The organism is Streptomyces sp. NPDC048172 (genome assembly GCF_043202595.1).
GTDB lineage: Bacteria > Actinomycetota > Actinomycetes > Streptomycetales > Streptomycetaceae > Streptomyces.
In genome coordinates, this window is record NZ_JBIDAT010000002.1 from 927,861 (window position 1) to 953,008 (window position 25,148).

21 protein-coding genes are annotated in these 25,148 nt (G+C 73.5%); 16 read left to right on the forward strand and 5 right to left on the reverse strand.

Going from position 1 to position 25,148, the window contains the following annotated elements; genetic code table 11:
• Positions 1 to 12 precede the first annotated feature (12 nt).
• The 9 genes from ACGF3A_RS12880 (at position 13) to ACGF3A_RS12920 (ending at position 11,895) form a co-directional block, all read left to right on the forward strand.
• A complete protein-coding gene (locus ACGF3A_RS12880; RefSeq protein ID WP_393728785.1) occupies positions 13 to 1,053 on the forward strand; it encodes a UbiA family prenyltransferase in 1,041 nt (346 codons plus the stop codon).
• Positions 1,050 to 1,304 carry an acyl carrier protein gene (locus tag ACGF3A_RS12885; RefSeq protein ID WP_393728787.1) on the forward strand — a complete coding sequence of 85 codons (255 nt, stop codon included), beginning with the start codon at positions 1,050 to 1,052 and terminating at the stop codon, positions 1,302 to 1,304. The genes ACGF3A_RS12880 and ACGF3A_RS12885 overlap by 4 nt, the downstream gene beginning before the upstream one ends.
• Positions 1,305 to 2,675, forward strand: coding sequence for a beta-ketoacyl-[acyl-carrier-protein] synthase family protein (locus ACGF3A_RS12890; RefSeq protein WP_393728789.1), 1,371 nt, complete (start codon positions 1,305 to 1,307; stop codon positions 2,673 to 2,675).
• Positions 2,672 to 3,952: a beta-ketoacyl synthase N-terminal-like domain-containing protein gene (locus ACGF3A_RS12895; RefSeq protein ID WP_393728791.1), complete on the forward strand. Its 1,281-nt coding sequence runs from the start codon at positions 2,672 to 2,674 to the stop codon at positions 3,950 to 3,952. The genes ACGF3A_RS12890 and ACGF3A_RS12895 overlap by 4 nt, the downstream gene beginning before the upstream one ends.
• Complete coding sequence (locus ACGF3A_RS12900) at positions 3,949 to 5,595, forward strand: benzoate-CoA ligase family protein (RefSeq protein WP_393728794.1); 1,647 nt, start codon at positions 3,949 to 3,951, stop codon at positions 5,593 to 5,595. The genes ACGF3A_RS12895 and ACGF3A_RS12900 overlap by 4 nt, the downstream gene beginning before the upstream one ends.
• Before the next feature lie 112 nt (positions 5,596 to 5,707).
• On the forward strand, positions 5,708 to 6,436 hold the full coding sequence (locus ACGF3A_RS12905; protein WP_393728796.1) for an ABC transporter ATP-binding protein: 729 nt from the start codon (positions 5,708 to 5,710) through the stop codon (positions 6,434 to 6,436).
• The gene (locus ACGF3A_RS12910; RefSeq protein ID WP_393728798.1) at positions 6,433 to 9,057 is read left to right on the forward strand and encodes an FtsX-like permease family protein; all 2,625 of its coding nucleotides are present in this window, start codon (positions 6,433 to 6,435) and stop codon (positions 9,055 to 9,057) included. The genes ACGF3A_RS12905 and ACGF3A_RS12910 overlap by 4 nt, the downstream gene beginning before the upstream one ends.
• 27 nt (positions 9,058 to 9,084) lie before the next feature.
• On the forward strand, positions 9,085 to 10,494 hold the full coding sequence (locus ACGF3A_RS12915; protein WP_393728800.1) for a cytochrome P450: 1,410 nt from the start codon (positions 9,085 to 9,087) through the stop codon (positions 10,492 to 10,494).
• 3 nt (positions 10,495 to 10,497) lie between these two features.
• Positions 10,498 to 11,895: a cytochrome P450 gene (locus ACGF3A_RS12920; protein ID WP_393728802.1), complete on the forward strand. Its 1,398-nt coding sequence runs from the start codon at positions 10,498 to 10,500 to the stop codon at positions 11,893 to 11,895.
• 111 nt (positions 11,896 to 12,006) lie between these two features.
• On the opposite strand, the gene ACGF3A_RS12925 is transcribed toward ACGF3A_RS12920, so the two are convergent.
• The gene (locus ACGF3A_RS12925; RefSeq protein WP_393728804.1) at positions 12,007 to 13,791 is read right to left on the reverse strand and encodes an FAD-dependent oxidoreductase; all 1,785 of its coding nucleotides are present in this window, start codon (positions 13,789 to 13,791) and stop codon (positions 12,007 to 12,009) included.
• Between the two features lie 196 nt (positions 13,792 to 13,987).
• Here ACGF3A_RS12925 and ACGF3A_RS12930 point away from each other — a divergent pair, with 196 nt between their 5' ends.
• The 7 genes from ACGF3A_RS12930 to ACGF3A_RS12960 all read left to right on the forward strand — a co-directional run bounded on the left by ACGF3A_RS12930 (position 13,988) and on the right by ACGF3A_RS12960 (position 20,869).
• On the forward strand, positions 13,988 to 15,004 hold the full coding sequence (locus tag ACGF3A_RS12930) for an SAM-dependent methyltransferase (protein ID WP_393728806.1): 1,017 nt from the start codon (positions 13,988 to 13,990) through the stop codon (positions 15,002 to 15,004).
• A 131-nt stretch (positions 15,005 to 15,135) separates the two neighbouring features.
• Positions 15,136 to 16,326 carry an FAD-dependent oxidoreductase gene (locus ACGF3A_RS12935; RefSeq protein WP_393728808.1) on the forward strand — a complete coding sequence of 397 codons (1,191 nt, stop codon included), beginning with the start codon at positions 15,136 to 15,138 and terminating at the stop codon, positions 16,324 to 16,326.
• 59 nt (positions 16,327 to 16,385) lie between these two features.
• Positions 16,386 to 17,294: an NAD-dependent epimerase/dehydratase family protein gene (locus ACGF3A_RS12940; RefSeq protein ID WP_393728810.1), complete on the forward strand. Its 909-nt coding sequence runs from the start codon at positions 16,386 to 16,388 to the stop codon at positions 17,292 to 17,294.
• A gap of 67 nt (positions 17,295 to 17,361) precedes the next feature.
• Positions 17,362 to 17,958 (forward strand): TetR/AcrR family transcriptional regulator, encoded by a 597-nt coding sequence (locus ACGF3A_RS12945; RefSeq protein WP_393728812.1) that lies wholly within the window; start codon positions 17,362 to 17,364, stop codon positions 17,956 to 17,958.
• A gap of 105 nt (positions 17,959 to 18,063) precedes the next feature.
• A complete protein-coding gene (locus tag ACGF3A_RS12950; RefSeq protein WP_393728814.1) occupies positions 18,064 to 19,299 on the forward strand; it encodes an MFS transporter in 1,236 nt (411 codons plus the stop codon).
• A 115-nt stretch (positions 19,300 to 19,414) separates the two neighbouring features.
• Positions 19,415 to 19,855 (forward strand): hypothetical protein, encoded by a 441-nt coding sequence (locus ACGF3A_RS12955; protein WP_393728816.1) that lies wholly within the window; start codon positions 19,415 to 19,417, stop codon positions 19,853 to 19,855.
• A gap of 33 nt (positions 19,856 to 19,888) precedes the next feature.
• On the forward strand, positions 19,889 to 20,869 hold the full coding sequence (locus tag ACGF3A_RS12960) for a phosphotransferase family protein (RefSeq protein ID WP_393728818.1): 981 nt from the start codon (positions 19,889 to 19,891) through the stop codon (positions 20,867 to 20,869).
• Here the strand turns inward: ACGF3A_RS12960 and ACGF3A_RS12965 are convergent.
• From ACGF3A_RS12965 to ACGF3A_RS12980, 4 genes are all read right to left on the reverse strand, one after another.
• A complete protein-coding gene (locus ACGF3A_RS12965; protein ID WP_393729121.1) occupies positions 20,850 to 21,440 on the reverse strand; it encodes a Uma2 family endonuclease in 591 nt (196 codons plus the stop codon). The genes ACGF3A_RS12960 and ACGF3A_RS12965 overlap by 20 nt on opposite strands.
• A 67-nt stretch (positions 21,441 to 21,507) precedes the next feature.
• A complete protein-coding gene (locus ACGF3A_RS12970) occupies positions 21,508 to 23,019 on the reverse strand; it encodes a PTS transporter subunit EIIC (protein ID WP_393728820.1) in 1,512 nt (503 codons plus the stop codon).
• Between the two features lie 39 nt (positions 23,020 to 23,058).
• Positions 23,059 to 24,033 carry an N-acetylmuramic acid 6-phosphate etherase gene (gene murQ, locus ACGF3A_RS12975; RefSeq protein ID WP_393728822.1) on the reverse strand — a complete coding sequence of 325 codons (975 nt, stop codon included), beginning with the start codon at positions 24,031 to 24,033 and terminating at the stop codon, positions 23,059 to 23,061.
• 123 nt (positions 24,034 to 24,156) lie between these two features.
• The gene (locus ACGF3A_RS12980) at positions 24,157 to 25,128 is read right to left on the reverse strand and encodes a MurR/RpiR family transcriptional regulator (protein ID WP_393728824.1); all 972 of its coding nucleotides are present in this window, start codon (positions 25,126 to 25,128) and stop codon (positions 24,157 to 24,159) included.
• Positions 25,129 to 25,148 lie beyond the last annotated feature (20 nt).

The window sequence follows — 25,148 nt, forward strand, 5'->3', positions numbered from 1 at the left end:
AGTGGCGAACCCTTGACCAGAACCGACGCGCTCCTGCGTGCCACGAGCATCCGCTTCACCGCTCTGTACTTCCTGCCCTACTACACCGCGCTCGTCGCCGAGGGCCGGGCCCGCTGGGAGTGGATCGCGCTCGGGGCCGTCTACTGGTGCGCGCACGGTCTCGGCACCGAGTCCCTCAACCGCCTCGCCGACCGCGCGGAGGACGAGATCAACCGGCCCGAGCGCACCGCGCTGTGCCGCCGGGCCGGGTTCCCGCTGCTGCGCCGCGCCGCGTTCGCCGGGTGGGGCGTGGTGCTGCTGCTGGACGCCGTGGTGCTGGTGCGGCACCCGGACCCGTGGCTGGCGCTGTTCCTCTTCCTCGCCGGGTTCAGCGGCGTCAACTACTCCTACGGGCTGCGGCTCTCCCGGAACCGCTACCTCGCCCCGCTGCTGCTCACCTTCCACTTCGGGGGCACGTTCGTCATCGGCACCGTCCTCGCGCAGGAGCGCTGGAACGCGGACGTGCTGCGGGACTTCGCCGGATACGGGCTGCCGTTCTTCACGGTCGGGATGGTGACGCTGCTGGCACTCGGCGGCGCCAAGGACCTCACCGACCTGGCGGGCGACGCCAGCATCGGCTACCGCAGCGCGTGGATAGACCTGCTGCACCGCTACGGCACCTGGCTCGCGGGGGCCATGGTGGGCTCCACGTACCTGCTCGTCACGGCCTTCGTGCTCGGCGGCGCCTTCCCGCCGCGCTTCCTGCTGTGGCTGCTGCTGATCCCCGTGGCCGCCGCGCTGGGACGCTGCCTGTGGCGGGCCGGGACGGCGGAGGAGCGGCACGCGACGCGGGAGTTCTTCTACCAGTACTGGGTGCTGACCCTGAGCGTCGGCGCCCTGCTGTACGCGCCGGAGTGGGCGACGCTCGCCGGGGTCGCCGGCTCGGTCGCCTTCTGGGCGCTCACCACCCAGCACCTCCACTGGTCCGGCGGGATCCATCGCGACACCGTGCGCACGGCGGTGGCGCTCACGTCCGGGCGGTACGCACCGGAACGAAGGGAGAAGGTCGAATGACGGCACCGACGAGCGAGCGGGAGATCCGCGAGGCCGTCCGCGAGAACGCCCTGCGGATCTTCGAGCTGGCCCCCGAAGAGCTGGACGACGAGACGGACTTCCGGCAGGCGGGCGGCGACTCGCTGCTCATCCTCGAACTCGTCGCGGCGCTCCGCGAGCGGCTCGGGGCGGAGTACACGGTGGCCGACGAGGCGGAGATGAACTCGGTGAGCGCCGTGGTGAAGATCACCCGGCGTGTCATGGGGGAGTGAATGGGCGGCATGCGGGAGCGCCGCCGCGTCGTGGTCACCGGCCTCGGCGTCGTCTCGGCCCTCGGTACGGGCGCCGAGGAGTTCTGGTCCGGCGTCCGCGCGGGCCGGGTCGGCACGGGGCCCGTCACGCTCTTCGACACCGACGGCTGCCTCACGCGGCACGGCGGCGAGATCCGGGAGTGGACACCCCCCTGGCCCGACGCCTCGTACGGGCACGGGCCGTTGACCCGCAGCGAATCCTTCGCACTGGCCGCCACCCGGCTGGCGCTCGCCGACGGCGGCCTGGCCGACCCGGACCCCGCCGCGCGCGGCCGTCTGGCCGGGCCGTACGCGCCGGAGCGGGTCGGCGCCGCGTTCGGCATCGTGGTGGGCAACAGACCGGGCATCGAACCGGCGCTGCGTGCGGCGTACGGCCGGGCGTACGGAGAGCCCGGGGCGTACGGAGAGCCAGGGGTGCCAGGGGTGCCGGGGGACGACCCCGGCGGCCTCCCGCCCGGCGCCTCGCCCGGGGCGTACAAGCCGTCCCGGATCAGCGCCCTGCCCGCCGCCTCCTTCCGGCTGTACGGGCCGCACATCCTGCTGCCCACCGCCTGCGCCGCGGGCAACGGCGCGATCGCGCACGCGGCGGACGCCGTCGCCGAGGGGCGGGCCGACGCGATGCTCGCGGGCGGCAGCGACGAGCTGTCCGAGGCGATGTACCTGATGTTCACCAGCTTCCGGGCCCTCTCGCCCGACGTCGTACGGCCCTTCGACGCGCGCCGGGAGGGACTGCTGCTCGGCGAGGGCGCCGGGGTGCTGCTGCTGGAGTCCGAGGAGGGCGCCCGCGCCCGTGGCGCCCGCGTGCTCGCCGTCGTCGCCGGGCACGGCAACGTCTCCGACGCGTACCACATGACGGCGCCGCACCCCGAGGGCGAGGGCGCGGTCCGCTCGATGCGGGCGGCGCTGCGCGCGGCCGGACTCGGCCCCGACGACGTGGACTTCGTGAGCGCGCACGGCACCGGCACCCCGGCCAACGACATCGCGGAGGCCCGCGCCCTCGCCCGGGTCTTCACCGAGGGGGAGGGGACAGGAGGGCGCCGCGCGGCGGAGCCGCTCTTGGTGACGGCCCTCAAGTCCCTGCTGGGACACGCCCAGGGAGCGGCCGGGGCCATCGCCGCGGCCGCGTGCGTCCTGGCGCTGCGGGACGGGAGCGTCCCGCCGACGGCCAACGTGCGCAACCCGGACCCGGACTGCCTCCCCGCGGGCCTCGACCTCGTCCGCGACGCACCCCGGCACCTTCCGCTGCGCGTGGCCATGAACAACGCGTTCGGCTTCGGCGGCAACAACTGCTGCGTGGTGTTCACCGGGCCGGACCCGGGGGAGGCCGCATGAGCGCGAGCCACGAGGTGGTCGTGACCGGCGTAGGAGCGCTCACCACGGCCGGCGTGGGCCATGAGGCGCTGTGGCGGCACGCGGGCCCGGACGGCGGCCGGGCGGCCCACGCGGCGGAACGGGCACTGCCCGCGCCCCCGGGCCAGCCGGAGGCGGCTCCCGTACGGCTGGCCGCGCTCGCGCCGTACGACCCCGCCGAGCATCTCGCCACCACGAAGGGCACCCGCACGATGAGCGCCGAGTGCCGGGCGTTCGCCGTGGCCGCCGCGGACGCCTGCCTGCACGCGGGCCTGCCCCGCACCCGGGACCGCGATCCCGCGGTGGGGATCGCCGCGGGCACCACCAGCGGCGGACTGGAGGACTACGCGGCGCTGTTCGCGACGCGGCTGGCGCGCGGCGTCGCCCGCGTCAACCCCGCGCAGGGCCCGCAGACGGGGCTCAACGCGCCTGCCTCCGCCGTCTCAATCCTCACCGGCGCCGCGGGCCCCAACCTCACCTTCTCCACGGGCCGCGCCGCCTCCCTCGACGCGCTGGCCGCCGCCGCCCGCGCCATCCGTACGGGCGCCGCGGACGTCATGCTCGCGGGCGGCGTCCAACTCCTCGGCCACGCCGAACACACCGCCCGCCGCCGGGCCCTGGCGGGCCGCCGGGCCGCAGGCACGGGCCCCGGTGATCCCGTCACGGACGCGGCACGGCCCGGCGCGGCGGAGGGCCCCGAGCCGTCCGTGCCGGGCGAGGCGGCGGTCGTGCTCGTGCTGGAGCGGGCCGCCACGGCGCGGGCGCGTGGCGCGCGGGTGCTGGCCCGGCTGCTGGGCGGCGGATCCGCGTTCGGCCCACCGGAGACCAACCCCGCCGCCCGTGCGACCAGAGCGGCCTTCGCGGAAGCGTCCCTGACGGGTGGCCAGGACCCGACGAACGCCCTGCCGGGGAGCTGCACGGACGGCCCGACGAACGGTCCGGGGGGCGACCCCGCGTACGGCCCGGCGGGCGGTCCCGCGTGCCGCGCGGCGGGCGGTACGGCCGACCTGGCCGGGGCGTCGCCCCAGCCGCTCCGGGGCCGCGCCGTCCGGCCCGTACACGACGCCGCAGCCGTGACGGACGCCTTCGGTGACTGTGCCGGCGCGGCGGGAGCCCTCCAGGCGGCGCTGGCCGTTCTCGCGCTGGCCCGTACCGGCCCCGACCGCACCGCGACAGCTCCCGTGTGTGTCGCCGATCCCGATGGGCCCGCCGCCGCTCTTGTCTTCGGTAGGCCCCGTGATGGAGGTACCCCGGCATGACCCAGCACCGCCGCAGCGCGTCTCCCTTCCCGGCCGACGGGAACAGCGTGCACCGTTTTCTGGACGATCACTTGGCCGCGGGGCGCGGCGACGCGCTGTGCGCGGTGACGGAGCATGAGCGGGTCAGCTATCGCGAGATGCACGCGCGGGCCTGCCGGGCCGCGAACGCGTTCGCGGCCGCGGGCGTCGGGTACGAGACGCGGGTCGCGCTCGTGATGCCGGACAGCCCGGACTATGTGGCCTGCGTGCTGGGCCTGTTGCGGCTGGGCGCCGTGCCCGTGCCGCTGGCCACCCAGCTGACGCCGGACGACCTGGCGCGGATCTTCGTGGACTGCTGGCCGCTGCTCGCCGTCGTCGGGCCCGCGCAGCTCGCGGCCGTGCGGGCCGCGCCCGGGGCCGCCGGGCTGGACAAGGCCGCGTGGCCCCGCGAGGTGTGGGTCGCGGCCGACGTCCACGAGGGGCCCGAACCCGCCCTGGGCGTGCGGCTCGCGTCGGCCGACGAGGAGTGCCCCGTCGCCCCCGTCAGCGTCGACGACATGGCCGTCATCCAGTACACGTCCGGCAGCACCGGCGCGCCGCGCGGCGTCGTGCATCTGCACCGGGGGCTGCTCGCGGTGCTCGGCACGTTCCCGGCCCGGCTCGGTCTCACCCCAGGCGACGTGTGCCTGTCGGCGGCCAAGCTGTCCTTCGGGTACGGCTTCGGGAACTCCTTCCTCTTCCCGCTCGCCGCCGGGGCGGCCACGCTGCTGATGCCCGAACCGGCCGAGGCCGCGCGCGTGCTCCGGCTCGTCTCGCGGTGCCGGCCGACCGTGCTGTGCGCCGTGCCCGCGCTGTACTCCGCGATGCTGACGGTCGCCGAGCGCGGCGGCGACGGGGACGCGGACGCGGATCTGTCCGGCGTGCGGCGGTACGTCTCGGCCGGGGAGCCGCTGCCCGCGAGCCTCGCCGAGCGCTGGCGGGCCCGTACGGGCGTGGACATCGTGAACGGCCTCGGTTCCACGGAGTGCCTGCACATCTTCCTCGCCTCCGAGCCCGGCGGCACCCCGCCGGGGGCCAGCGGCACCGTCGTGCCCGGCTTCGAGGCCGAACTCCGCGACGAGGAGGGGCGGGTGCTCGGTCCTGGCGAGACCGGCCACCTGTGGGTGCGCGGCGAGGCCAACGCCGCGCGCTACTGGAACGACCAGCCCGCGACGCTGGCGACCATGGCGGGCGGCTGGACCCGCACCGGGGACCAGCTCAGCCGGGACGAGGACGGGGTCTACACGTTCGTCGCCCGCTCCGACGACGTGCTGAAGGTCGGCGGCTTCAAGGTGGCGCCGACCGAGATCGAGGACTGCCTGCTCCGGCACCCCGCCGTCGCCGAGTGCGCGGTGATCGGCGTGCCGGGCCCGCACGCCACGACGGAGGTCCTCGCGTACGTACGCCCGCACGAGGACCGCGCCGGGAGCGGTGACGAGGGCGAGGCGGCGCTGCGCCGGGAGCTGCGGGCGCATGTGCGCGCCGGGCTCGCCCCGTTCAAGCAGCCGCGGACGCTGCGCCTGGTGGACGCGCTGCCCCGCACCTCGACGGGCAAGATCGCCCGGCACGCGCTGCGCGCGGCGGTGTCCGGGTCATCCGGTACGCCTGGTGATCCATTGGATTAACGGAACCTCGCCCGGACAGACTGTGCCCGCACGGAACGGCACAGGTGACCCAGCAGGAGACCGCCGCTTCCCGTACGCGGTGGTCGGCCTCGGAAGAGGGGAGACCCCGTACATGGCCACAGTCCGGTTGGACGGCGTGGTGCACGACTACCTACGCGGCCGTCAGCCCGTACGCGCGCTGAACGGCGTGTCGTTGACGGTGGGGGGCGGCCAGTGCGTCTCCGTGCTGGGGCCGAGCGGCTCGGGCAAGAGCACCATGCTGCACGTGATGGGGGCGCTCGACGTCCCCTCCGAGGGACGCGTGCTCATCGACGACACGGATCTGGCGAAGCTCGGCGACGACGCGCTCGCCGATCTCCGGCGCCGCCGCGTCGGGTTCATCTTCCAGTTCTTCAACCTGCTTCCGGCGCTGTCCGCGTGGGAGAACGTCGCCGTTCCCCGCCTGCTGGACGGCGACAAGCTCGGCTCGGTGCGTGACGAGGCGATGGCGCTGCTGGAGCGCGTCGGCCTCGCCGACCGCGCGGGGCACCGGCCGGGCGAGCTGTCCGGCGGCCAGATGCAGCGCGTGGCCGTCGCCCGCTCCCTGATCATGGACCCCGGCATCCTGCTCGCCGACGAGCCCACCGGAAACCTGGACTCGCGCACCGGCGACGAGCTCCTCGACCTGCTCGCCTCCCTCGCGCACGACGGCTCGGAGCGCTCGGTGGTGATGGTCACCCACAGCATGGACGCCGCGCTGCGCAGCGACCGCGCCGTGCTGCTGACCGACGGCGAGGTCGTCGGGGACGGCGTCCCCGCGGACGTGGTGGCCAAGTTCATCGGCGAGGGGACCCGTCCGTGAGCGCCGACGGGGCGCGCCGCCGTCGGGCCGGGCCGCTGGCCGTGCTCGGCCGCCTGCGGCTGTTCAACCTGCGCCATCTGCGCCTGCACCCGGCCCGTACCGCGCTCTCCCTCGGGGTGCTGACGGTCGCCGCCGCGCTCATCGTCGCCGTGCTCGGCATCTACGGTTCGGTCGGCGGTTCCTCGGGCCGTCTCGCCGGTCAGGTGGCCGGGGACGCGGACATCGAGATCACCGGCCGTACGGACGACGGGCTCAGCGCCGCCGAGGCACGCCGCGTGGCGCGGGTCGACGGCGTCAAGGCCGCGGTGCCGCTGGTGCGTTCGTCCGTGGAGGTCGACGGCGAGCGGCTGCTGCTGTTCGGCACCGACAGCACGGCGTCGGCGCTGGACAGCGACCTGTCCGGGGTCGCGGCCGACGCGGCGCGCGAGACCGCGGGCGACGGCGGGCGCCCCGACCACGCCATGGTCTTCGCGGGCCCCGGCGTCGAGGGGATCAAGGGCGGAAAGGACGGCAAGGACGGCAAGGACGGCAAGGACGGTAAGGGGGGCGAGGGAGGCACGCTGCGCGTCGCGTCCATGACGGGCGCCTCGCACGAGGTGCGGGTCGGCGCCCGGCTCGACGGCGGCGCCGCGGGGAGCGTCAACGACGGGTCGTACCTCGTCGCCGCGCTGCCCGAGGCCCAGCGGCTGGCGGGGCTCGGGGACCGGGTGGAGTCCGTGCTCGTCGTCGCCGAACCCGGCACGGACACCGGCGCGTTGCGCGACCGGCTGGCGAAGGAGCTGGGTCCCGGCGCGTTCGTCGCCGACCCCTCGTTCCGCGCCGACCAGGCGGACGACGCCACCGCCATGGTCCGCAACATCACGCTGCTGGTGGCCTTCATGGCGCTGGTCGTCGCGGGATTCCTGATCTTCAACAGCATGAACATGGCCGCGGCGGAACGCCGCGGCGAGATGGCGTCGCTGCGCGCCCTGGGCTCCCGGCGGCGCCCCATCCTGCGGGACTTCCTGACGGAGTCGCTGCTGCTGGCCCTCGTCGGCGCCGCGGTCGGCAGCGCGCTCGGCTACGCGATGGCGGGCGCCAGCATCGACTCGCTGCCGCCGGTGATCACCGACGCCGTGGACGCCGAGGTCGAGCTCGCCGTGCCCGCGACCGCGGTGCCCGCCGCCGTGATCGCCGCCGTCGTCGCCTCGCTCGCGGCCTCGTGGCTGGCCGCGCGCCGCGCCTCGCGCGTACCGCCGGTGGAGGCCATGCGTACCGCCGATCCCGCCGCTGGCGATGCCGAGGAGGCGCACGGCAAGGGCCGGGTGGGGGCGCTGGTGCTCGGCGTCGTCCTGATCGCGGGCGCGTTCGGGGTGGCCGTCGCCTTCGACGACGCGCGCTCCTTCGGCGGCGGCTCGCTGCTGCTGCTCGGCGTGATCCTGCTGGCCTACGCGCTGATCGGCCCGCTCACCCGCGCCGTCGCCGGGCTCGCCACGCTGATGGGCCCCTCGGGGCGGATCGCCGCCTCGGCGGTGCGTGCCGCGCCGCGCCGCGCGTGGGCCACCGGCATGACGGTGTGCCTGGCCGTCGCCATCGGCGTCGCCACCACGGGCTCCTCGCAGAACACGGTGGACGCCGCCTCCGAGAACGTCTCCACGCTGGCCGACTCCGACCTCATCGTGCAGCGCGCCGCCAAGGACGTGCTGCCCGTACGGCCGCTGCTGCCCCGTGAGACGCAGCGCGAGCTGCGGCGCACCGAGGGCGTCGAGCGCGTCGTCGCGGGCCAGTTCACGTACCTCAACCAGCCCGGCAAGCGTGCCCTGCTGCTCGGCATGGACGGCCCGAGCAACGCCACCGCCTACCGCCTGGCCTCGCCGGAGGCCCGTGAGCAGCTCCTCGCGGGCACGGGCGCCGTCGTCTCCGGCACGTACGCCAAGGAGAAGGGGCTGGAGAAGGGCGACACCCTCACCCTGCCGACGGCCCGCGGCGAGCAGCGCATCCGGGTGGCGGACGTCGTGGACTACGTCAGCATGGACGCCGGGCTCGTCGCGCTCTCGCTGGACAAGCTCTCCCGGTGGTTCGGCCCCACCGGCGCCTCCTACTACGAGGTGCTGCTCAAGCCCGGCGCCGAGGAGTCCGCGGTGCGGGCCCGGGTCGAGAAGAGCGCCGAGGCGCAGCCGTACCCGGTGCACGTCCTGGACGGCAGCGAGTCCGTCGCGGCCACCGAGTCCGCCGTCAAGCAGGTGGGTTCGCTGGCGCTCGCGCTCCAGTGGGTGATCGCGGGCGTGGCGGGGCTCGCGCTGCTCAACACGCTGATGCTGTCGGTCGTCGAGCGCCGCCGCGAGCTGGGCATCCTGCGCGCCCTGGGCAGCAGCAGACGGTACGTGCGCCGGGTGATCCTCACCGAGGCCACGGCCGTCAGCGTCGTCGGCGGCCTGGCGGGGCTCGTCGTCGGCACGGCGCTGCACTATCTGTCGACGGACGTGATGGCCAAGACGCTCGCCATGGACATCCCGTTCTCGGTCGCCCCGGCGGCGCTCGGACTGGCGGTCGGCGCCGTCCTCATCGCGCTGACGGGCTCGGTGCCCCCGGCGCGGCGCGCGGGGAAGCTCAACGTGGTGCAGGCGATCGGCTACGAGTGACGCTACGAGTGACGGGGAGGCACAGGTATGAACGGAACGCCCCGCGGGGGCCTTCCGGGACGGCGGCGCGCGGTGCGGGACCGCGCGCCCGGGCCGCGCCCGCACCAGATGCCGGGTCTGCTGCGGCTCGCCGTCTCCGACCCGATCCGCTCGATGTACCAGACGGTGGCCCGGTACGGGGACGTCGTGCGGCTGCCGCTCGCGCCCCACCGGGCCATCCATCTGTTCGCCCGCCCCGAGCACGTCGAGCACGTCCTCGTGGACCGCGCGCAGCGCTACGGCAAGGCGTTCACCTACCGTCCGCTGCGGGAGTGGATCGGACTCGGGCTGATCACCAGCGACGGCGAACTGTGGGAGACCCAGCGGCGGCTGATCCAGCCGCTGTTCTCGCACCGCCGGGTGGAGAACCTGCGTCCGCTGATGGTCGCCGCCGTGGAGCGGATGCTGGAGGAGTGGGACGCCCGCCCGGACGGCACCGTGGTGGACGCCACCGAGGAGATGAGCGGCCTGACCCTCGACATCGTCGGCGCCTCCCTGTTCGGCGCCGACCTCACCGGGGACCGCGACAGTGTCTACGACGCGGTCGAGACGCTCCAGGACGCCGTCACCAAGGTCATCAAGAACCCGCTGACCTGGGTCTCGCCCCGCGCCGCCCGCCGCACCAGCCCCGGCTTCCGGCAGTGGGACCGGGCCAAGGACACCATCGACGAGGTGGTGGCCCGGGTGATCGACGACCGGCTGGCGGGCCGGAGCCCCGCACGGGAGCGGCAGGACCTGCTGGACGCGCTGCTCGAAGCGCGCCACGAGGACGGCTCGGCGATCAGCCCCGTCCAACTCCGCGACGAGATCGTCACGTTCTTCATGGCGGGCCACGAGACCAGCGCGACCTGCCTGGCCTGGACGCTCTACCTGCTCTCCACCGCGCCGGAGGCCCGCGCCCGGCTGGAGGAGGAGGTCGACACGGTGCTGGCGGGCCGCCCGCCCACCCAGGAGGACACGGACAAGCTGGTGTGGACGCGTGCCGTGCTGCACGAGTCGATGCGGCTGTTCCCGCCCGTGTGGACGAGCGAGCGGGACGCCACGGCCGATGACGAGGTCGCGGGGCTTCCGGTGCGCGAGGGCGACACGGTGATCGTGCCGCCGTACCTCGTGCACCGGCATCCGGGGGTGTGGGAGAGCCCGGAGGCGTTCGACCCCGGGCGCTTCCTGCCGGGCGCCGGAGAGGGCCGTCCCAAGCACGCGTTCATCCCGTTCGGCGGCGGCAAGCGCGGCTGCGTCGGCAACGCCTTCGCGATGATCGAGGTGGTGCTCGCGCTCACCATGATCACCCAGCGGTACCGGCTGGACCTGCTGCCCGGCTTCGAGCCGGTCCCCAAGGTCACCGTGACGCTGCGCCCGTCGCACGAGATGGCGATGACCCTGCGGCGGAGGGACTGAACGATGAGCACCGGAGACACCCTCACCGCCCCGCGCGCGGCGGGCCCCGGCCGGGCCGAGGCGGCGCGGCTGCTGCCCGCCATCGGCCGCGATCCGCTGGCGGCGGCGCTCGGCCTCTACCGGCGCTACGGCGATCTCGTACGGGTCCCGCTGCTGCCCCGGCACACGCTGTTCCTGATGTGCCACCCGTCCCACGCCGAGCACGTCCTCGTCTCGCGTCAGGACAACTACCGCAAGGCCGCCACCTACCGCCCGCTGCGCGTCTTCCTCGGCGAGGGGCTCGTCACCAGCGAGGGCGCGCTGTGGGAGCGGCAGCGGCGGCTGATCCAGCCGCTGTTCTCGCACCGCAGGGTGAGCGGATTCCTGCCCGGGATGACCGGGCAGGTGCGCGCCACGCTCGACGGCTGGGACCGGCTGCCCGACGGCGCGCTCGTGCACGTCTCGGAGACGATGAGCCTCCTCACGCTGAACATCGTGGGCGAGGCGCTGTTCGGCGCCGACCTGCGCGGCGCGGGGGAGCGGGTCTCCGCGGCCGTCACCGGCATGCAGGACTTCGCGACGACGGCGATGCGCAACCCTCTACTGCTGCCCGCGCCCCGGCTCGGGCTGCGCACGACGCCCGGCTACCGGGCCTGGCGGGGCACGGTCGAGGCCATCGACGAGGTCGTCGAACAGCTCGCGGCCGAACGCCGCGCGGGCCGGGGGCCCGAGGGCGAGGGGCCGGAGGGCGAGCGGCAGGACCTGCTGGACGCGCTGCTCGCGGCCCGCTACGAGGACGGCTCGGCGATCGGCGACGCACAGCTCCGCGACGAGATCGTCACCTTCCTGATGGCCGGGCACGAGACCAGCGCGACGGTCCTCACCTGGACCTGCGCCCTGCTCGCCGCCCACCCGTGGGCCCGCGCCCGGCTGGAGGACGAGGTCGACACGGTGCTCGGCGCTCGCGCGCCCGAACTCGCCGACATGGACCGCCTGGTGTGGACGAAGGCCGTGCTCAGCGAGGCCATGCGACTCTACCCGCCGTTCTGGACGCTGGAGCGGGACGCGGCGGAGGACGACGAGATCGACGGCGTGCCGATTCCGGCGGGCAGCACGATCGCGCTGCCGCCGTACCTCGTGCACCGGCACCCGGCCGCCTGGGAGAACCCGGAGGGCTTCGACCCCACGCGGTTCCTCCCCGGCGCGGGCGAGGGCCGCCCCAAGCACGCGTTCATCCCGTTCGGCAGCGGCAGACGCGGCTGCGTCGGCAACGTCTTCGCCCTCCTGGAGACGACAGCGACCGTGGCCATGCTGACCCAGCGCTTCCGCCTGGACCTCGTCCCGGGGGGCGTGCCGACGCTTCAGCCCACCGTCACGTTGCGCCCGCGCGGCGGTCTGAGGATGGTGCTGCGCCGCCGCTGACGACAGGGGCCCCGTCAGGGGCGCGGGGAACTGCGCGCTCGGCCACAACTCACGCGCGGACTGGGACGCACAGGTAGGGGCAGTCCCTGCTCAGCCGTCCGGGGAAGACGCTCAGAACTTCCACGGCGTATCCAGAACGTGCGGCAGCCCCAAGCGGTAGCGCACATCGTCCGCCTTGCGGAGAAGGCGGAACTCCGGCGGCGCGTACAGCTCGTGCACCGCGCACGGGTCGGCGTCCGAACCGGCCGCCTCCAGCAGCGCGTTGACGGCGCGCTTGGCCGTCTCGTTGGCGCCCTCCATCGTGGCGCAGCTCAGGTTGTCGCGGACGTAGTCGGCGGCGAGGAAGAGGTTGGGGACCGCGGTGCGGTGCCCCGGCCGGTTGTCCCAGGAACCCGCCTCGGAGACGATCAGCGGCTCGTCGTTGGCGGCCGTGCTGCCGCCGCCGGGGTAGCTGATGGCCGGGTCCAGGTGCCAGCGCAGCACGGACTTCTCCGGCAGCACCGTACGTCCGGTGTCCTCCAGCGCCGCCCGCATCTGGGCGAGGGTCTCCTCGGCGATCTCCTCGGGGGTGCACTCGCGGGCCGGCTTCTTGTGGAGGATGCCGGGCTCGTCCCACTGCGCGATGTTCACCGAGAACGACTCGGCGGCCTTTCCGTCGCCGTACTCGGCGGGGAAGTCGCCCCAGTACTGGGCCTGGCTGAGGGAGACCAGCGCCCACGGCGAGTCGAGGTAGTCGACGAAGCCGTTGAGCACCGGCGTCGGCCGGTCCAGGTAGTACTGGATGCCGTTCATCCATTCCGTACGGAGCTTGTCCATCCGGGCCAGCGCCGGGTCCGCCCTGCGCAGCTCCGGGCTCCACAGCTCGCGGGCGCGCTCGACGGGCAGGGCGCACACGAACCAGTCGTCCTCGATCCGGCGCTCCTCGCCGCCCGGGCCCTTGGCGTGTGCCGACGCGAGCCGTCCGTCGTCCCCGAGCGTCAGTCGGTCCACCGTCCAGCCGACCTGGAAGCGCACGCCGCGCTCCCGCAGATACGCCACCCAGGGCTGGATCCAGGACTCGCTGGTCGGCGCGTCCAGCACCCGTCCGAGCTTGCCGGTGCTGCCGCGCCCGGCGAGGGCGTAGAAGTAGAGCTCGGTGAGGATGCCGGTGGCCCGCGTCGAGGCGATGTCGGGGCGGGAGGCCACCAGATGCGTGGTCAGCCCCTCCGCGAACATGCGGCGGAACTCCTCGCTCATCTCGTCCGTGCGGAGGAACTCGCGCCAGGGCGTCTTCTCCCACTGCCCGAACCTGCGCTTCTCGCCGCTCGTCGCGAAGATCGCGATCTGCCGGGCGAAGAACGCCGTCTCGCGCGCGGGCAGCGCCCCGAGCTGCTGCACGAGCGCGGTCACCAGCCGCTGGATCTCCTCGAGCGACGGCAGGCCGTCCGGGTTCGATTCGAGCTGGAGGTCCTCCCGGCCGCCGGTGCGGGAGTACAGCACGCCCGCCTGCGCCACCAGGTGGTCGTGCACGCTCTCGTCGCCCCCGCCGGCCGCCGGGATGCGCGCCATCGTCTCGGGCAGGTGGTGGTAGAAGCCCGGCACGTAGCGGAAGCCGTGCTCGCCGGGCAGGTCCTTGCGCCCGCCGGAGCCGGTGCCCTTGACGGGGATCGAACGGGACTTGCCGCCCAGCTCCTTGCGCTCCCAGACGGTCACCTCGAAGCCGCGCTCGGCCAGCTCCTGTGCCGCGGTCAGGCCCGCGACGCCGCCGCCCAGGACCGCGACCTTCCGCCGCCCGCCACCGGCGGCGAGGGCCGGAACCCCGCCGATGCCGAGCGCGGTCGCGCCGGCGCCGAGCGTGCCGACGACGAACGTACGACGGGCGGGCCCGCCGCGGCCCCGCAGGTCATTGTTCTCCACCGCGTTCTCCCCGTTCCCCGGCATTCCTGGCGCATTCCGCCGGGATGCTCGACTCGACCGACCGTCCAATTCATCAATGATCAAGGTGCAACGCGAGAAACGACGCTACCGGTCATCTGGTGGGCGTCAAGGGGGAGTTCTACGCTGGCTCCCACTTGTCAATTTCTCGCCTGCGGCGAACTGGAGGAAATCCGGCGTGCCTTCGAGTAAATGGAGCAGGACTCTCCGAGCGGCGCTCGGCCAGCCCGACCCGACCGCCCACGCACTGCTGCTGCGGGATTCGCAGCAGTTCACGCGCATGCATTTCCTCCATGCCGCGGTGAATCTCGGCCTGCTGGAGGAGCTGAAATCCCCCGCCACCGCGGCCGAGCTGGAGGAGCGGCTCGGCGTGGCGGCGGACCGCGCCGCGCAGTTCCGGATCTTCCTCGAACTCGGACGTTCGCTCGGCGAGCTCGCGGCGTCCGGCGACCGGTACCGCCTCAAGGGAAGGCGCGCCCGTGCCCTCGTCGGGCGGAACGGCAGCGTGCTGCGCGCGCTGGTCGAGGAGCAGACCGCGTACCACGGCACCGTCTACCGCGAGCTGCCCGAGACGCTGCGCGGCGGCGCGCTCGGCGACCATCTGCCGCGGTACGCGGGGACGATCGCGGAGTCGTCCCGCATCGCCGAAGGCGTGATCGCGGGGTACGTGCGGGAGGCGGTGGCCGAGGCGCGCGGCGGCCGGGTGCTCGACGTGGGCTGCGGCTCCGGCACCTATCTGCGGGCCGCGAGCCACCGGGCCGGCAGCACGGGCACCGGCCTGGACGTGCAGCCCGCCTCCGTCGAGCTGGCCACGGCAAACCTGCGCCGCTGGTCCCTCGACGACCGCTTCACCGTGCGCCGGGGGGACGTCCGCGAGGCCGAACTGGACGGCCCGTACGACGTGATCCTGCTGCTCAACAACGTCTACTACTTCGCGGCGAAGGAGCGCCCCGCGCTCTTCCGCACACTGCGCGGCGCGCTGCGCGAGGGCGGCACCCTCGTGCTGGTCTCGATCTTCCACGACAGCAACCCGACCGCTCTCGGGCTGGACCTGGTGCTGGCGTGCACCCAGGGCTGTCACCCGCTGACGACCCCGCGGGAGCTGGCCCCCGAGCTGCGCGAGGCGGGGTTCCGGTCGGTCCGCACGGAACAGCTCGTGGCGGGCCAGAGCCTCTGCGGGCTGCGCGCGGACTGAGCTCCGGCACCGCGCCGCGCGGAATATCTCAACTCTTTTGCGGATCACAGTTGTTGTTCCGCACTTCACTTGTGCACCTCTGGTTCCGATGCGAACGTTGGGGCGTGGTGAGCGACGGAGTACGTCCCGCCGTGGAGAAGCCCGATATCACCATCGTCGGTGGTGGTCTCGCGGGCTTGTCCACGGGCATTGCACTGGCTGAATCCGGAATCGACACGGCGATCGTCGAATCGCGCGGGAAAGCCAAGGCGGATATTTTCGGCTTTCTGCTCTGGCCTCCGGGAACTCGCAGTCTCCGATGGCTGGGAGTGCTTCCCGAAGCGCTCCGCGAGGGCGCCGAGCTGGATTCGCTCGCATGGTTTCTGACCGAGCGGACCGACACCCGGATACAGGTGGATCTGGCGGAACTCGGCGCGGGCACCTTCCTGGGAATTCGGCCCTCGCGGCTGGAATCCGTGCTGCGCGACGCCGCGCTCCGCGCGGGGGTGCGCATCCTCGACTCCGTGGACGAGTGGAGCCTCCGCCGCGAGCGCGCGACCTGGACCGTTCGGCTGCGGCGCGGTGAGGACACGACGGAGCTGCGCACCCCGCTGCTGATCGGCGCCGACGGTTCGGGCTCCCGGCTCCGCGGCGAGTTGGGGCTCCCCTCCTCGCGCTGGCAGCCCCGGGGCCAGGCCATCGTGACGGGCGTCGGCGGACCGCTGCCCGCGCGTGAGTCCCGGCAGGCCCTCTCCGCGACGGGCTCGGGCGGCTGTGTGAGCCTCGGCGACAAGGCGAGCTGGCTCTACAGCGTCGAGCCGGAGGCGGACGCCGCGGCGGACCCGGAGCGCGCGCTGCGCAGGTACGCGGAGCTGGACGGGCTCGACGAGGAGTACGCCGCGGCCTTCGACCAGGTCGAGCGGGCCGTGGTGGTCCGCCCCTGGACCGTCACCGTGCCGCGCTGGGCCACCGACGGCGCCGTGCTGATGGGCGACGCGGCGCACGGGATGCTGCCGCACCTCGGGCTCGGCGGTTCGCTCACGCTGGAGGACGTACCGCTGCTGCGCGAGGTCGCCGAGGAGGCGGTCCGCACGGGCGACTTCTGCGCCGCCCGGCTCTCCGCCTTCCAGCGCCGCCGGCAGGCGCGTACGGCGTATGCGCAGCGGATCTCCAACCAGTGGGCGCGGGTGCTGTGCAGCACCACCCCCGGGGCGCGGACGGCACGCGACCTGGCGATGCGCCGGATGGCCCGCAACGTGGAGCTGGCCTCCCGGTTCTACCGCGAGCTGGCCTCGCCGTCGGTGCCCTCGCTGGGCACCCGGATGCGGATGATGATGCTGTAGCGCCGCGACGCCGGTCCTCTCTCTTCCACCCGTCCGAACTCCACCGATACGGGGCACACATGAGCGCACGAGAGAAGCGAGGCACGGCCGCCGTCGTCGGCGGCCGGGGATTCATCGGCGGCGCCTGCGTCGAGGCGCTGCGCGACACGGGCTGGGACGTCGTCGTCGTGACGCACAACGCGCCGCTCGCGGCCCGGCACGACGGCTACCGCTGGGGCGACATGCTCGACCCGACGACCCTCGGCCCGGCCGTCGAGGGGGTGGACGTCGTGGTGCAGAGCGCCAACTTCCCCGACTACCCCTTCGAGAAGCCGCGGCAGCGGCACGACTTCCTGGAGTACGACGGCCTCGGCACCGAGCGCCTGGTGCGCGCGGCCCGCGCGGCGGGCGTGCGGCGGTACGTCTACGTCGCGGGCGTCGGTGTCACGGAGAACCCCGTCAAGCCGTACTTCCAGGCCATCCGCCGCGGCGAGCTCGCCGTCGAGGGATCGGGGATGGAGCACGTCACGGTGCGCCCCGCGTTCGTCTACGGGCCGCGGGACAACGGCATCAACCGGATCGTCCGTGCCTGCCGCTATCTGCCCGTGCTGCCGCTGCCGGGCGCCGGGAGGCAGAACCACCAGCCGGTCCATGTGGACGACGTCGGCTCGCTCGTGGCGCGCGCGTCCGAACCCGGCGCGCCGGAGGGGACGTTCGAGATCGGCGGGCCGGACCGGATGACGATGCGGTCCATGCTGTCGACGGCGCTGGAGATGGTGGGGCGCGGACGTCCGGTCGTCGACGTGTCGGACCGGGTGGCCAGGCCCACGGCCCGGATGCTGGCCGCGCTCCCGGGCTCGCTCCTGACGCCGAACGCGCTGGACTTCATGCGGGAGGACTTCCTCGCCGACCTGGAGCCGCTCCAGAAGCACTACGAGACGCGGCTGACCCCGTTCCTGGAGGGCCTGCGCGGCTATCTGACCCGCTGAGCCGGTGGGATCCGGCCCCCTCACCTGTATTGGACTGACCGATACATAACCTGTTAGCGTGCTCCGCATGGCCCGACCACGCCTCTTCGACGAGGAGCGGGCCCTGGACGCGGCGATGCGCGCCTTCTGGGAGAAGGGCTACGAGGCCACTTCGACCCAGGATCTGTGCGCCGCCACCGGCCTGGGCCGCAGCAGCATCTACAACACGTTCACCAGCAAGCACGACCTCTTCCGCCGCTCCCTCGCGCGGTACATCGACGCGATGACGGGCATCCAGCTCGACATCCTGGAGGACGAGGAGCGGGAGCCGCTGGCGCGGCTGCGGGCGCTGTTCGCGCGGATCGTCGAGCAGGAGGAGGAGTATCGGCGGGACGGGCACGGCATCGGCTGTCTGACCGTCAACACCACCGTCGAACTCGCCGGGCGCGACGCGGAGTTCTCGCGCATGATCGACCGCGACCTCGCCGTCCGGCTCGCCGCGCTGCGGGCCGTGATCGAGGCGGGCCAGCGGGACGGCACGGTCACGGACGGGCGGGACGCGGAGTCGCTGGCCCGCTTCGTGAACGCCGTGATCGGCGGCATGCGGGTCTCCGGGCAGGGCGGCGCCGACCGTGCCGCGCTGGAGTCCGTCGCGGAGACGGCCGTGGGCGCCCTGGCGCGCTGATCTTCCGTACGCCTGGCGGCGTGCTTTTCTCTGCCCAAGTTTTGAACTGATCCATCCAAAACCATCACCGTAACCGTAACCGTCACCACGGAGAGGCGGCCCACCGTGCCCCTAGCCATCTACGTCCTCGCTCTCGGCGTCTTCTCGATGGTCACGAGCGAGTTCGTCGTCGCCGGGCTGATGCCCCAGATCGCCGACGGGCTCGACGTCGGCATCCCCCAGGTCGGCTACCTGATCACCGCGTTCGCCGCGGCGATGGCGTTCGGCGGGCCGCTGCTCGCGGCGGCCATGCTGCGGCTGCCGCCGAAGCGCGCGCTGGCCGTGATCTTCGCGATCTTCCTCGCCGGGAACGTGCTCGCCGCCGCGGCGCCCACGTACGGAGCGATGTTCGCGGCCCGGCTCGTCACCGGGACGGCCTCGGCGGCCTTCCTGGGCCTCGCGATCTCACTGAGCGTACGGCTGGCCGGGCCCGAGGTGCGGGGGCGCGCGGTCTCCGTCGCGCTCAGCGGGCTGATGCTCGGCACGCTGCTCGGGCTGCCGCTCTCGACGCTGGTCGGCGAGCGGTACGGCTGGCGCGCGGCCTTCTGGGCGATCACCGCGCTCACCGTCGTCGCCGCGCTCGTCACGGTCGTCGGCGTCCCCCGGATGGAGCGCGCCGCGGAGGACAAGGGTGGTGTACGGGGTGAGCTGGGTGTCTTCCGCAAGCCCCGGCTCTGGGTGGTGATGAGCACCAGCACGCTCATCATCGGGGCGACCTTCTCGGCGTTCTCGTACCTCAACCCGATCCTGACCGAGGTCACCGGCTTCAGCACCGGCAGCGTGCCCCCGCTGCTGATCGCCTACGGGGCCGCGACCGTCGTCGGCAACTACGTCGTCGGGCGGCTCGCCGACCGCTGGACGCTCGGCGTGCTGCTGACCGGGCTCGTGCTGAACACGTTCTTCCTCGCGGGCTTCGCGCTGCTGGCCCATCTGCCCGTGCCCGCCGTGCTGTTCATGCTGGGCATCGGCCTCGTCGGCGTCACCATGAACCCGGCGATGGCGGCCCGTGTGCAGCGGGTCGGGAACGCGGGGCCGCTGGTCAACACGGTCCACTCCTCCTTCATCACCCTCGGCGTCATGATCGGCTCGTCGCTCGGCGGCGCCGCGATCCCCTCGTACGGGATGCGGGCCCCGGTCTGGATCGGGGCCGGGCTCGCCGTGCTCGGGCTCGTCTCCCTCGTCCCGGACGTACGGGCGAGGCGGCGGGCCGGGCGGGCCGGGCGGGTGACCGCCAGTCGGCCTGTTCTCCGATCGGACGAGGGGTCAGACGTCCCGCAGGTCCCGGAGGTTGTACGCATGTAAGGCATAAATCAGGCACTCAGGTCCTATGGCGCGTTCGTCGCATCTGTTGTTTCTTGGAGCTGTACCCACTACGCACCACTCACCACTCACCGCTCACAGCAGAGGAAGCGTCTCCATGCACAGCACGCACAGCATCGTCATGTCGCGTCGGGTCCGGGTCGCCGCAGCCGGTCTGCTGACGGCGGGGCTCCTGGGCGCCGGTGCCGCCACCGCCGTCGCCGCGCCGCAGGTCCCCGCGCCGCCGAAGCCGGTCCCGGCGCACACCGACCCGGCCCCGGCCGCCGCCGCGAGCCACCACGCGACCGCTGACCACACCGTCGTGAAGGCGTGGCAGGAGTTCCGCGTCAAGGGCGAGACCAAGGGCATCAAGGCAGGCAGCAAGGTCGTGCTGGAGCAGAAGCAGAAGGGCACGTGGCGCGCGCTGCCCGCGACGACGACCGTCAACAAGTCGGGCGCGTACACGCTGCGCGTGAAGCTCGGCCTCAAGGGCAAGAACGAGCTGCGCCTGCTCGCGGGCGGCAAGGCGTCCAACGTCCTGACCGTCACGGTGCGCTGACGCCCCGTCCGTCTCGCTTGTTACCGTCCCCGCATGAGGCATCAGCCGGACGACCTGGACGTACGCGCCCTGCGAAGTGCCCTGCGGGGATGGGGGATCGAGCCCGAACGGGACCCGGCATACCTGCCGGTCGGCTTCGGCGACCACCACTGGCACGCGGAGGACGCGTCGGGGGCCGGTGACGGGCGATGGTTCGTGACCGTCGCCGACCTGACGGCCAAGCCGTACTGCGGGGAGGGGACCGAGGCCGCCGCGCGGGGGCTGACCGCCGCCATGGACACGGCGGCGGCCCTCCGCGCGGACCGGGGCCTCGGCTTCGTGCTGGCCCCGGTCCGCGACCGGGACGGCCGTACGACCGTGCGCCTCGGTGAGCGGTACGCGCTCAGCGTCTTCCCGTACGAGGACGGCGAGTCGGACCCGGACGGGGCGCCGCTCCCGCCGGACGACCGCGTCCGCGCCCTCGACGCGCTCGCGGCCCTGCACCGCGCCGAGCCCCCGCCGCGGGCGCCCGCCGCCGGCCCGGCCCTCTCCCGGCGCGGCCTCCTGGAGGAGACGCTCGCCGATCTGTCCGGGCCCTGGGACGGCGGCCCCTTCGCGGAACCGGCCCGCGCGCTCTTCGCCGCGCACGCCGCGTCCCTGCGGCACCGCCTGGACGCCTTCGACGCCCTGGCCGCCCGCGTCGCCGCCGCCGGTGCCCGCCCCGTCGTCACCCACGGAGAGCCGCACAGCGCGAACATCCTCCGCACCCCCGGCGGCCTCCGCCTCGCCGACTGGGACACGGTCGGCCTCGCGGCCCCCGAACGCGACCTGTGGCAGGTCGCCGAGACCCCCGCCGACCTCGCCCACTACGCCGAGGCCACCGGCCACGAACCCGACCCGGCGGCCCTCGACCTCTACCGGACCCGCTGGGACCTGGAGGACATGACCGAGTACCTCGCCTGGTTCCGCGCGCCCCACACCCGTACGCCGGACACGGAGGCGGGCTGGGAGGAGCTCACGGAGCTGCTGGGCTGAGCCTGATCTCCGCCAGGTCGATGTCGAGGGCGAACGGGACGGTCAGCTTGAGCCGGTCGTGGTGGATGCCGGTGACGGCGTACGTCTTGGTTGCGGGCTCCAGCTCGAAGACGTAGACGACCGCTCGGCCTCCGTCGTTCTCGACCCGCCAGAAGTGCGGGATGCCTGCCCCCGCGTACTTCCGGGGCTTGGTGTCTCGATCGCGCGCCAGCGAGTCCGGCGAGACGACCTCGACGGCGAGGCGCACGTCCTCGGGGCGGAACGTGGTCTGGTCCAGGCTGTGCAGAGCCTCCTTGGCGACAACCATGACGTCTGGTTCTGGACGATTGCCTCGATCCAGCGTCACCGTCATCTCGCGCACCGCCAGGGTCTCTGGCGGTGCCTGCTGCGTTAGGCGTCGACTCAGCAGGTCGATCGCGAGCATATGGAAATAGGCCTGCGGACTCACGAAGACGAGGCTCCCGTCGATCAGCTCCGTGTGGGGCGGAAGGTTGGGGAGCCGGTCCAGGTCTTCTGCGGTGTAGCCGCCTTCCGGCGGGCGGGGCCACTCGTACTCGGGCTCGACGCTCATTGCTGCTCCCATGGCCGGGATCCTCGCCGAGGCCAAGGGTACCGGGGCCCGTATCCCGGTGCTTCAGTCATACGAGTGAGCCCGAGGCCGGTGCCGGGGTCGGAGCCGGGGCCGGGGGTGTGTCCTCGATCTCTGATCCGGCGACGGGTGCCGGGGGCTCCTGTTCCGTGTTCAGGTCGTGCAGCATCTGCTTGCTGAAGCCGAAGAAGTAGGTGGCGAGGAAGCCTGCCGCGTAGCCGACGGCGAGGCCGAGGGCGTAGATCGCGGCGATGGCGCCGAGGGAGTGGTTGCCCTTGAGGAGGGGGAAGAGGGCCCAGCCGGAGGGGCCGATGGCGGTGGAGCCGACCGACGTGCCGAGCTGGTAGAAGAGGCCGACGACGCCGCCGCCGAAGGCGCCGCCCACGCAGGCCGTGATGAACGGGCGGCCGAGGGGGAGCGAGACGCCGTAGATCAGCGGTTCGCCGACGCCGAGGAAGCCCGCCGGGAGCGCCGACTTGATCGTCGTACGGATCGAGGTGTTGTGGCGGAGGCGGAGGTAGATCGCCAGTGCCGCGCCCACCTGGCCCGCGCCCGCCATCGCCAGGATGGGGAGCAGGACCGTGAAGCCGTCCTGCTCGATGAGCGTGGTGTGGATGGGGATGAGCGCCTGGTGCAGGCCCAGCATGACGAGGGGGAGGAAGAGGCCGCCGAGGACGAAGCCCGCGAAGGCGCCGCCGTGCTCCAGGAGCCAGTTCGCCACGTGGCCGATGCCCGTGGACAGCTCGCCGCAGACGAACATCAGGCCGTAGAGCGTGACCAGGCCCGAGACCAGCACCGTGAGCGTGGGGGTGAGGAGGACGTCGAGGGCCTGCGGGACGACTCGGCGGCACCCCTTCTCGACGTACACCGCGAGCAGCGCCGCGAAGAGCGCGCCCAGGACGCCGCCCTGACCGGGCGCCAGCTTCTCGCCGAAGGCGGAGACGTCCGCGACGCCCGGGAAGACGATCACCGCGGCCGCGGCGCCGCCGAGCACCGGGGTGCCGCCGAACTCCTTGGCCGTGTTGACGCCCACGAACACCGCGATCAGCGACATGAAGCCGGACGCGATGGCGGTGAGCGCCGGGGTGAGGGAGGGGAGCCACTCCAGGTTGGTGAGCAGGCCGTTGATGCCCGCGACGATGCCGCAGCCGATGAGGGCGGGGATGAGCGGCACGAAGATGTTGGCGATGCGGCGCAGCATCAGCTTCACCGGCGTCGCGTTCTTCTCCTTGCGCGCGGCGCGCATCGCCGCGCCCCGCTCGGCCAGCTCGTCCGCCGAGACGGGGTGCGCCTCCCGGCCCTCCTCGACCAGCGCCTCGAACTCGGGGGTGACCCGGGCGACCTTCCCCGGCCCCAGCACGATCTGGTACGTGTCGTCCTCGACCACGCCCATCACGTCGGGGAGCGCCTTGAGCGGCTCGTCCCGGACGAGGGAGCGGTCGGCGAGGCCGAGGCGCATACGGGTCATGCAGTGCGTGACGGATGTGACGTTCCCGGCCCCGCCGACGAGCGGGAGGATCGCCGCAGCGATCTCGCGGGCCGCGCTGTTCTCAGTGCTCATGGTGCAGTCGCTCTTCTTCGAGTGGTGCTGGGCAGTGGTTCAGGGGGTTCTGGTCGTGGAGGCCGCGGACTTCAGGGCGGCCCGCAGGTGGCCGCCCGATTCGGTGAGGAGACGCGCGGCGGTGGGGCCGTCGACGTCGCCGAGGAGGGTGAGGATCGCGTTCTTCACCTCGCCGTCCGTGGCGGCGAGCGCCGCCTCGATCTCGTCGTCGGGCGCGCCGGTGGCCAGCGCGACGATGCGCCGGGAGCGGGCCCGCAGCTTGTCGTTGGAGGCCCGGACGTCGACCATCAGGTTCCCGTACGTCTTGCCGAGCCGGATCATGGTCAGCGTCGAGAGCATGTTGAGGACGAGCTTCTGGGCGGTGCCCGCCTTCAGCCGGGTGGAGCCGGTCAGCAGCTCGGGGCCGACGACGACCTCGATGCCGTGGTCGGCGGCGGCGCCGAGCGCCGAGTCCGCGTTGCAGGACAGGCCGATGGTCAGCGCCCCGTACCCGTCGTGGGCGTGCTCGACGGCGCCCACCGCGTACGGCGTACGACCCGAGGCGGAGATGCCGACGACCGTGTCCTCGGCCCGCAGCTCCAGCTCGTCGAGGTCGGCGGCGGCCATCTCCTTGCTGTCCTCGGCGCCCTCGATGGACGTGACCAGCGCGCTGGGGCCGCCCGCGATCAGGCCGAGGACCTGTCCCGGCGCCGTGTTGAAGGTGGGCGGGCACTCGCTCGCGTCCAGCACGCCGAGGCGGCCCGCGGTGCCCGCGCCCGCGTAGATCAGCCGGCCGCCGCGGGCCATGCGCTCCGCCGTGCCGTCGATCGCGGCGGCGATGCGGGGGAGCTGCTCGGCGACGGCGGCGGCGATCGTCGCGTCCTCACCGTTCATGATCTTCGCGATCTCCAGCGTGGGCAGCCGGTCGATCTCGGACAGCTCGCTGCGGAACGCCTCGGTGGTGAGCGTCTCCAGCTGGGCGCGGAGCGACGCGGACGAGGTGGAGACGGAGGGATCTGTCGGGTGCGTGGTCATGAAGGCGCGGCTCTTTCTGCGTTCGGGCAGGTGAGGGAGGGTCGTCGGGCGCTTGTGCGTACGCCGGTACGTCGGTACGCCCGCACGCCGGTACGCCCGTACGGGCGCGGGGTGTCCCGTGGATCAGCGGGCGCGGGGGCGCGGCGAATGGCGGTGGGCCAGCGCCTCGTACGACGCGGACAGGGCCGGGGCCGCCGTCTCGTACGTACGCTGCGCGACTCCTATGAACAGGCAGTCCACGACCAGCAACTGGCTCGTCCTGCTCGACATGGCGGCGGGGCGCAGCTCGCTCTCGCGTGCCGTGGAGGTGGTGAGGACATGGTCCGCATACTGCGCGATCTCGCCGTCCGGGCGGCCGGTGATCGCCAGCGTGGTCGCGCCGCGGTCGAAGGCCACGCGCAGCGGCTCTATCACGTCGACCGTGCGCCCCGAGTGGGTGATCGCCACGGCCACGTCGCCCGCGCGCAGCTGCACCGCGTTGGTGACCGCGAGGTGCGGGTCGGCGTGGGTGTGCGCGACGAGCCCGATGCGCAGCAGCTTCTGCGCGAGGTCCTGGCCCACGAGGCCCGAAGCCCCCACCCCGTACACATCGATGCGGCGGGCGGCGGTGAGCGCCATGACGGCGGCCTCGACCTGCGCGGTGTCGAGCCCGGCGGCCGTGTCGGCGAGGGTCTGCTGCTCGTCGAGGGCGAGCTTGGCGACGACGTCCGCGATCGGGTCGTCCACCGCGATGTCGGCCGTGACGGCGGGCGCGGCGCCCGACTCCTGCTGCGCCGCGAGCCCCGCGAGCGCCAGCCGCAGGTCCCGGTACCCGGGATAGCCGAGCAGCCGCGACGTCCGGACCACCGTGGCCTCGCTCGTGCCGGTGCGCTCCGCGAGCCCCGTGACGGTGAGCTGCGCGCAGCCCGCCGGATCCCCGGCGACGGCCTCGGCGACGCGCTGCATGGAGCGCGTCATCGACGGGGCCATGGTCCGCACCTTGGCGGCCAGCGCGGTCGGACCCGGCGTCCGGGCCGGTCCCGGACCCGGCGTCCCGCGCGACTGGCTCGGGGGCCGCGAGGGCATGGAGAAAGTTTCCTTCACGTTGCTCGTCACCCTTGGAAGATATTTTCAGA

Excerpts from the sequence above, each read along its gene's own strand:
- ACGF3A_RS12885 (WP_393728787.1), top strand. The coding sequence starts at position 1,050 with ATGACGGCACCGACGAGCGAGCGGGAGATCCGCGAGGCCGTCCGCGAG.
- ACGF3A_RS12890 (WP_393728789.1), top strand. The coding sequence starts at position 1,305 with ATGGGCGGCATGCGGGAGCGCCGCCGCGTCGTGGTCACCGGCCTCGGC.
- ACGF3A_RS12895 (WP_393728791.1), top strand. The coding sequence starts at position 2,672 with ATGAGCGCGAGCCACGAGGTGGTCGTGACCGGCGTAGGAGCGCTCACC.
- ACGF3A_RS12900 (WP_393728794.1), top strand. The coding sequence starts at position 3,949 with ATGACCCAGCACCGCCGCAGCGCGTCTCCCTTCCCGGCCGACGGGAAC.
- ACGF3A_RS12905 (WP_393728796.1), top strand. The coding sequence starts at position 5,708 with ATGGCCACAGTCCGGTTGGACGGCGTGGTGCACGACTACCTACGCGGC.
- ACGF3A_RS12915 (WP_393728800.1), top strand. The coding sequence starts at position 9,085 with ATGAACGGAACGCCCCGCGGGGGCCTTCCGGGACGGCGGCGCGCGGTG.
- ACGF3A_RS12920 (WP_393728802.1), top strand. The coding sequence starts at position 10,498 with ATGAGCACCGGAGACACCCTCACCGCCCCGCGCGCGGCGGGCCCCGGC.
- ACGF3A_RS12940 (WP_393728810.1), top strand. The coding sequence starts at position 16,386 with ATGAGCGCACGAGAGAAGCGAGGCACGGCCGCCGTCGTCGGCGGCCGG.
- ACGF3A_RS12945 (WP_393728812.1), top strand. The coding sequence starts at position 17,362 with ATGGCCCGACCACGCCTCTTCGACGAGGAGCGGGCCCTGGACGCGGCG.
- ACGF3A_RS12955 (WP_393728816.1), top strand. The coding sequence starts at position 19,415 with ATGCACAGCACGCACAGCATCGTCATGTCGCGTCGGGTCCGGGTCGCC.
- ACGF3A_RS12960 (WP_393728818.1), top strand. The coding sequence starts at position 19,889 with ATGAGGCATCAGCCGGACGACCTGGACGTACGCGCCCTGCGAAGTGCC.
- ACGF3A_RS12965 (WP_393729121.1), bottom strand. The coding sequence starts at position 21,440 with ATGAGCGTCGAGCCCGAGTACGAGTGGCCCCGCCCGCCGGAAGGCGGC.
- ACGF3A_RS12970 (WP_393728820.1), bottom strand. The coding sequence starts at position 23,019 with ATGAGCACTGAGAACAGCGCGGCCCGCGAGATCGCTGCGGCGATCCTC.
- murQ (WP_393728822.1), bottom strand. The coding sequence starts at position 24,033 with ATGACCACGCACCCGACAGATCCCTCCGTCTCCACCTCGTCCGCGTCG.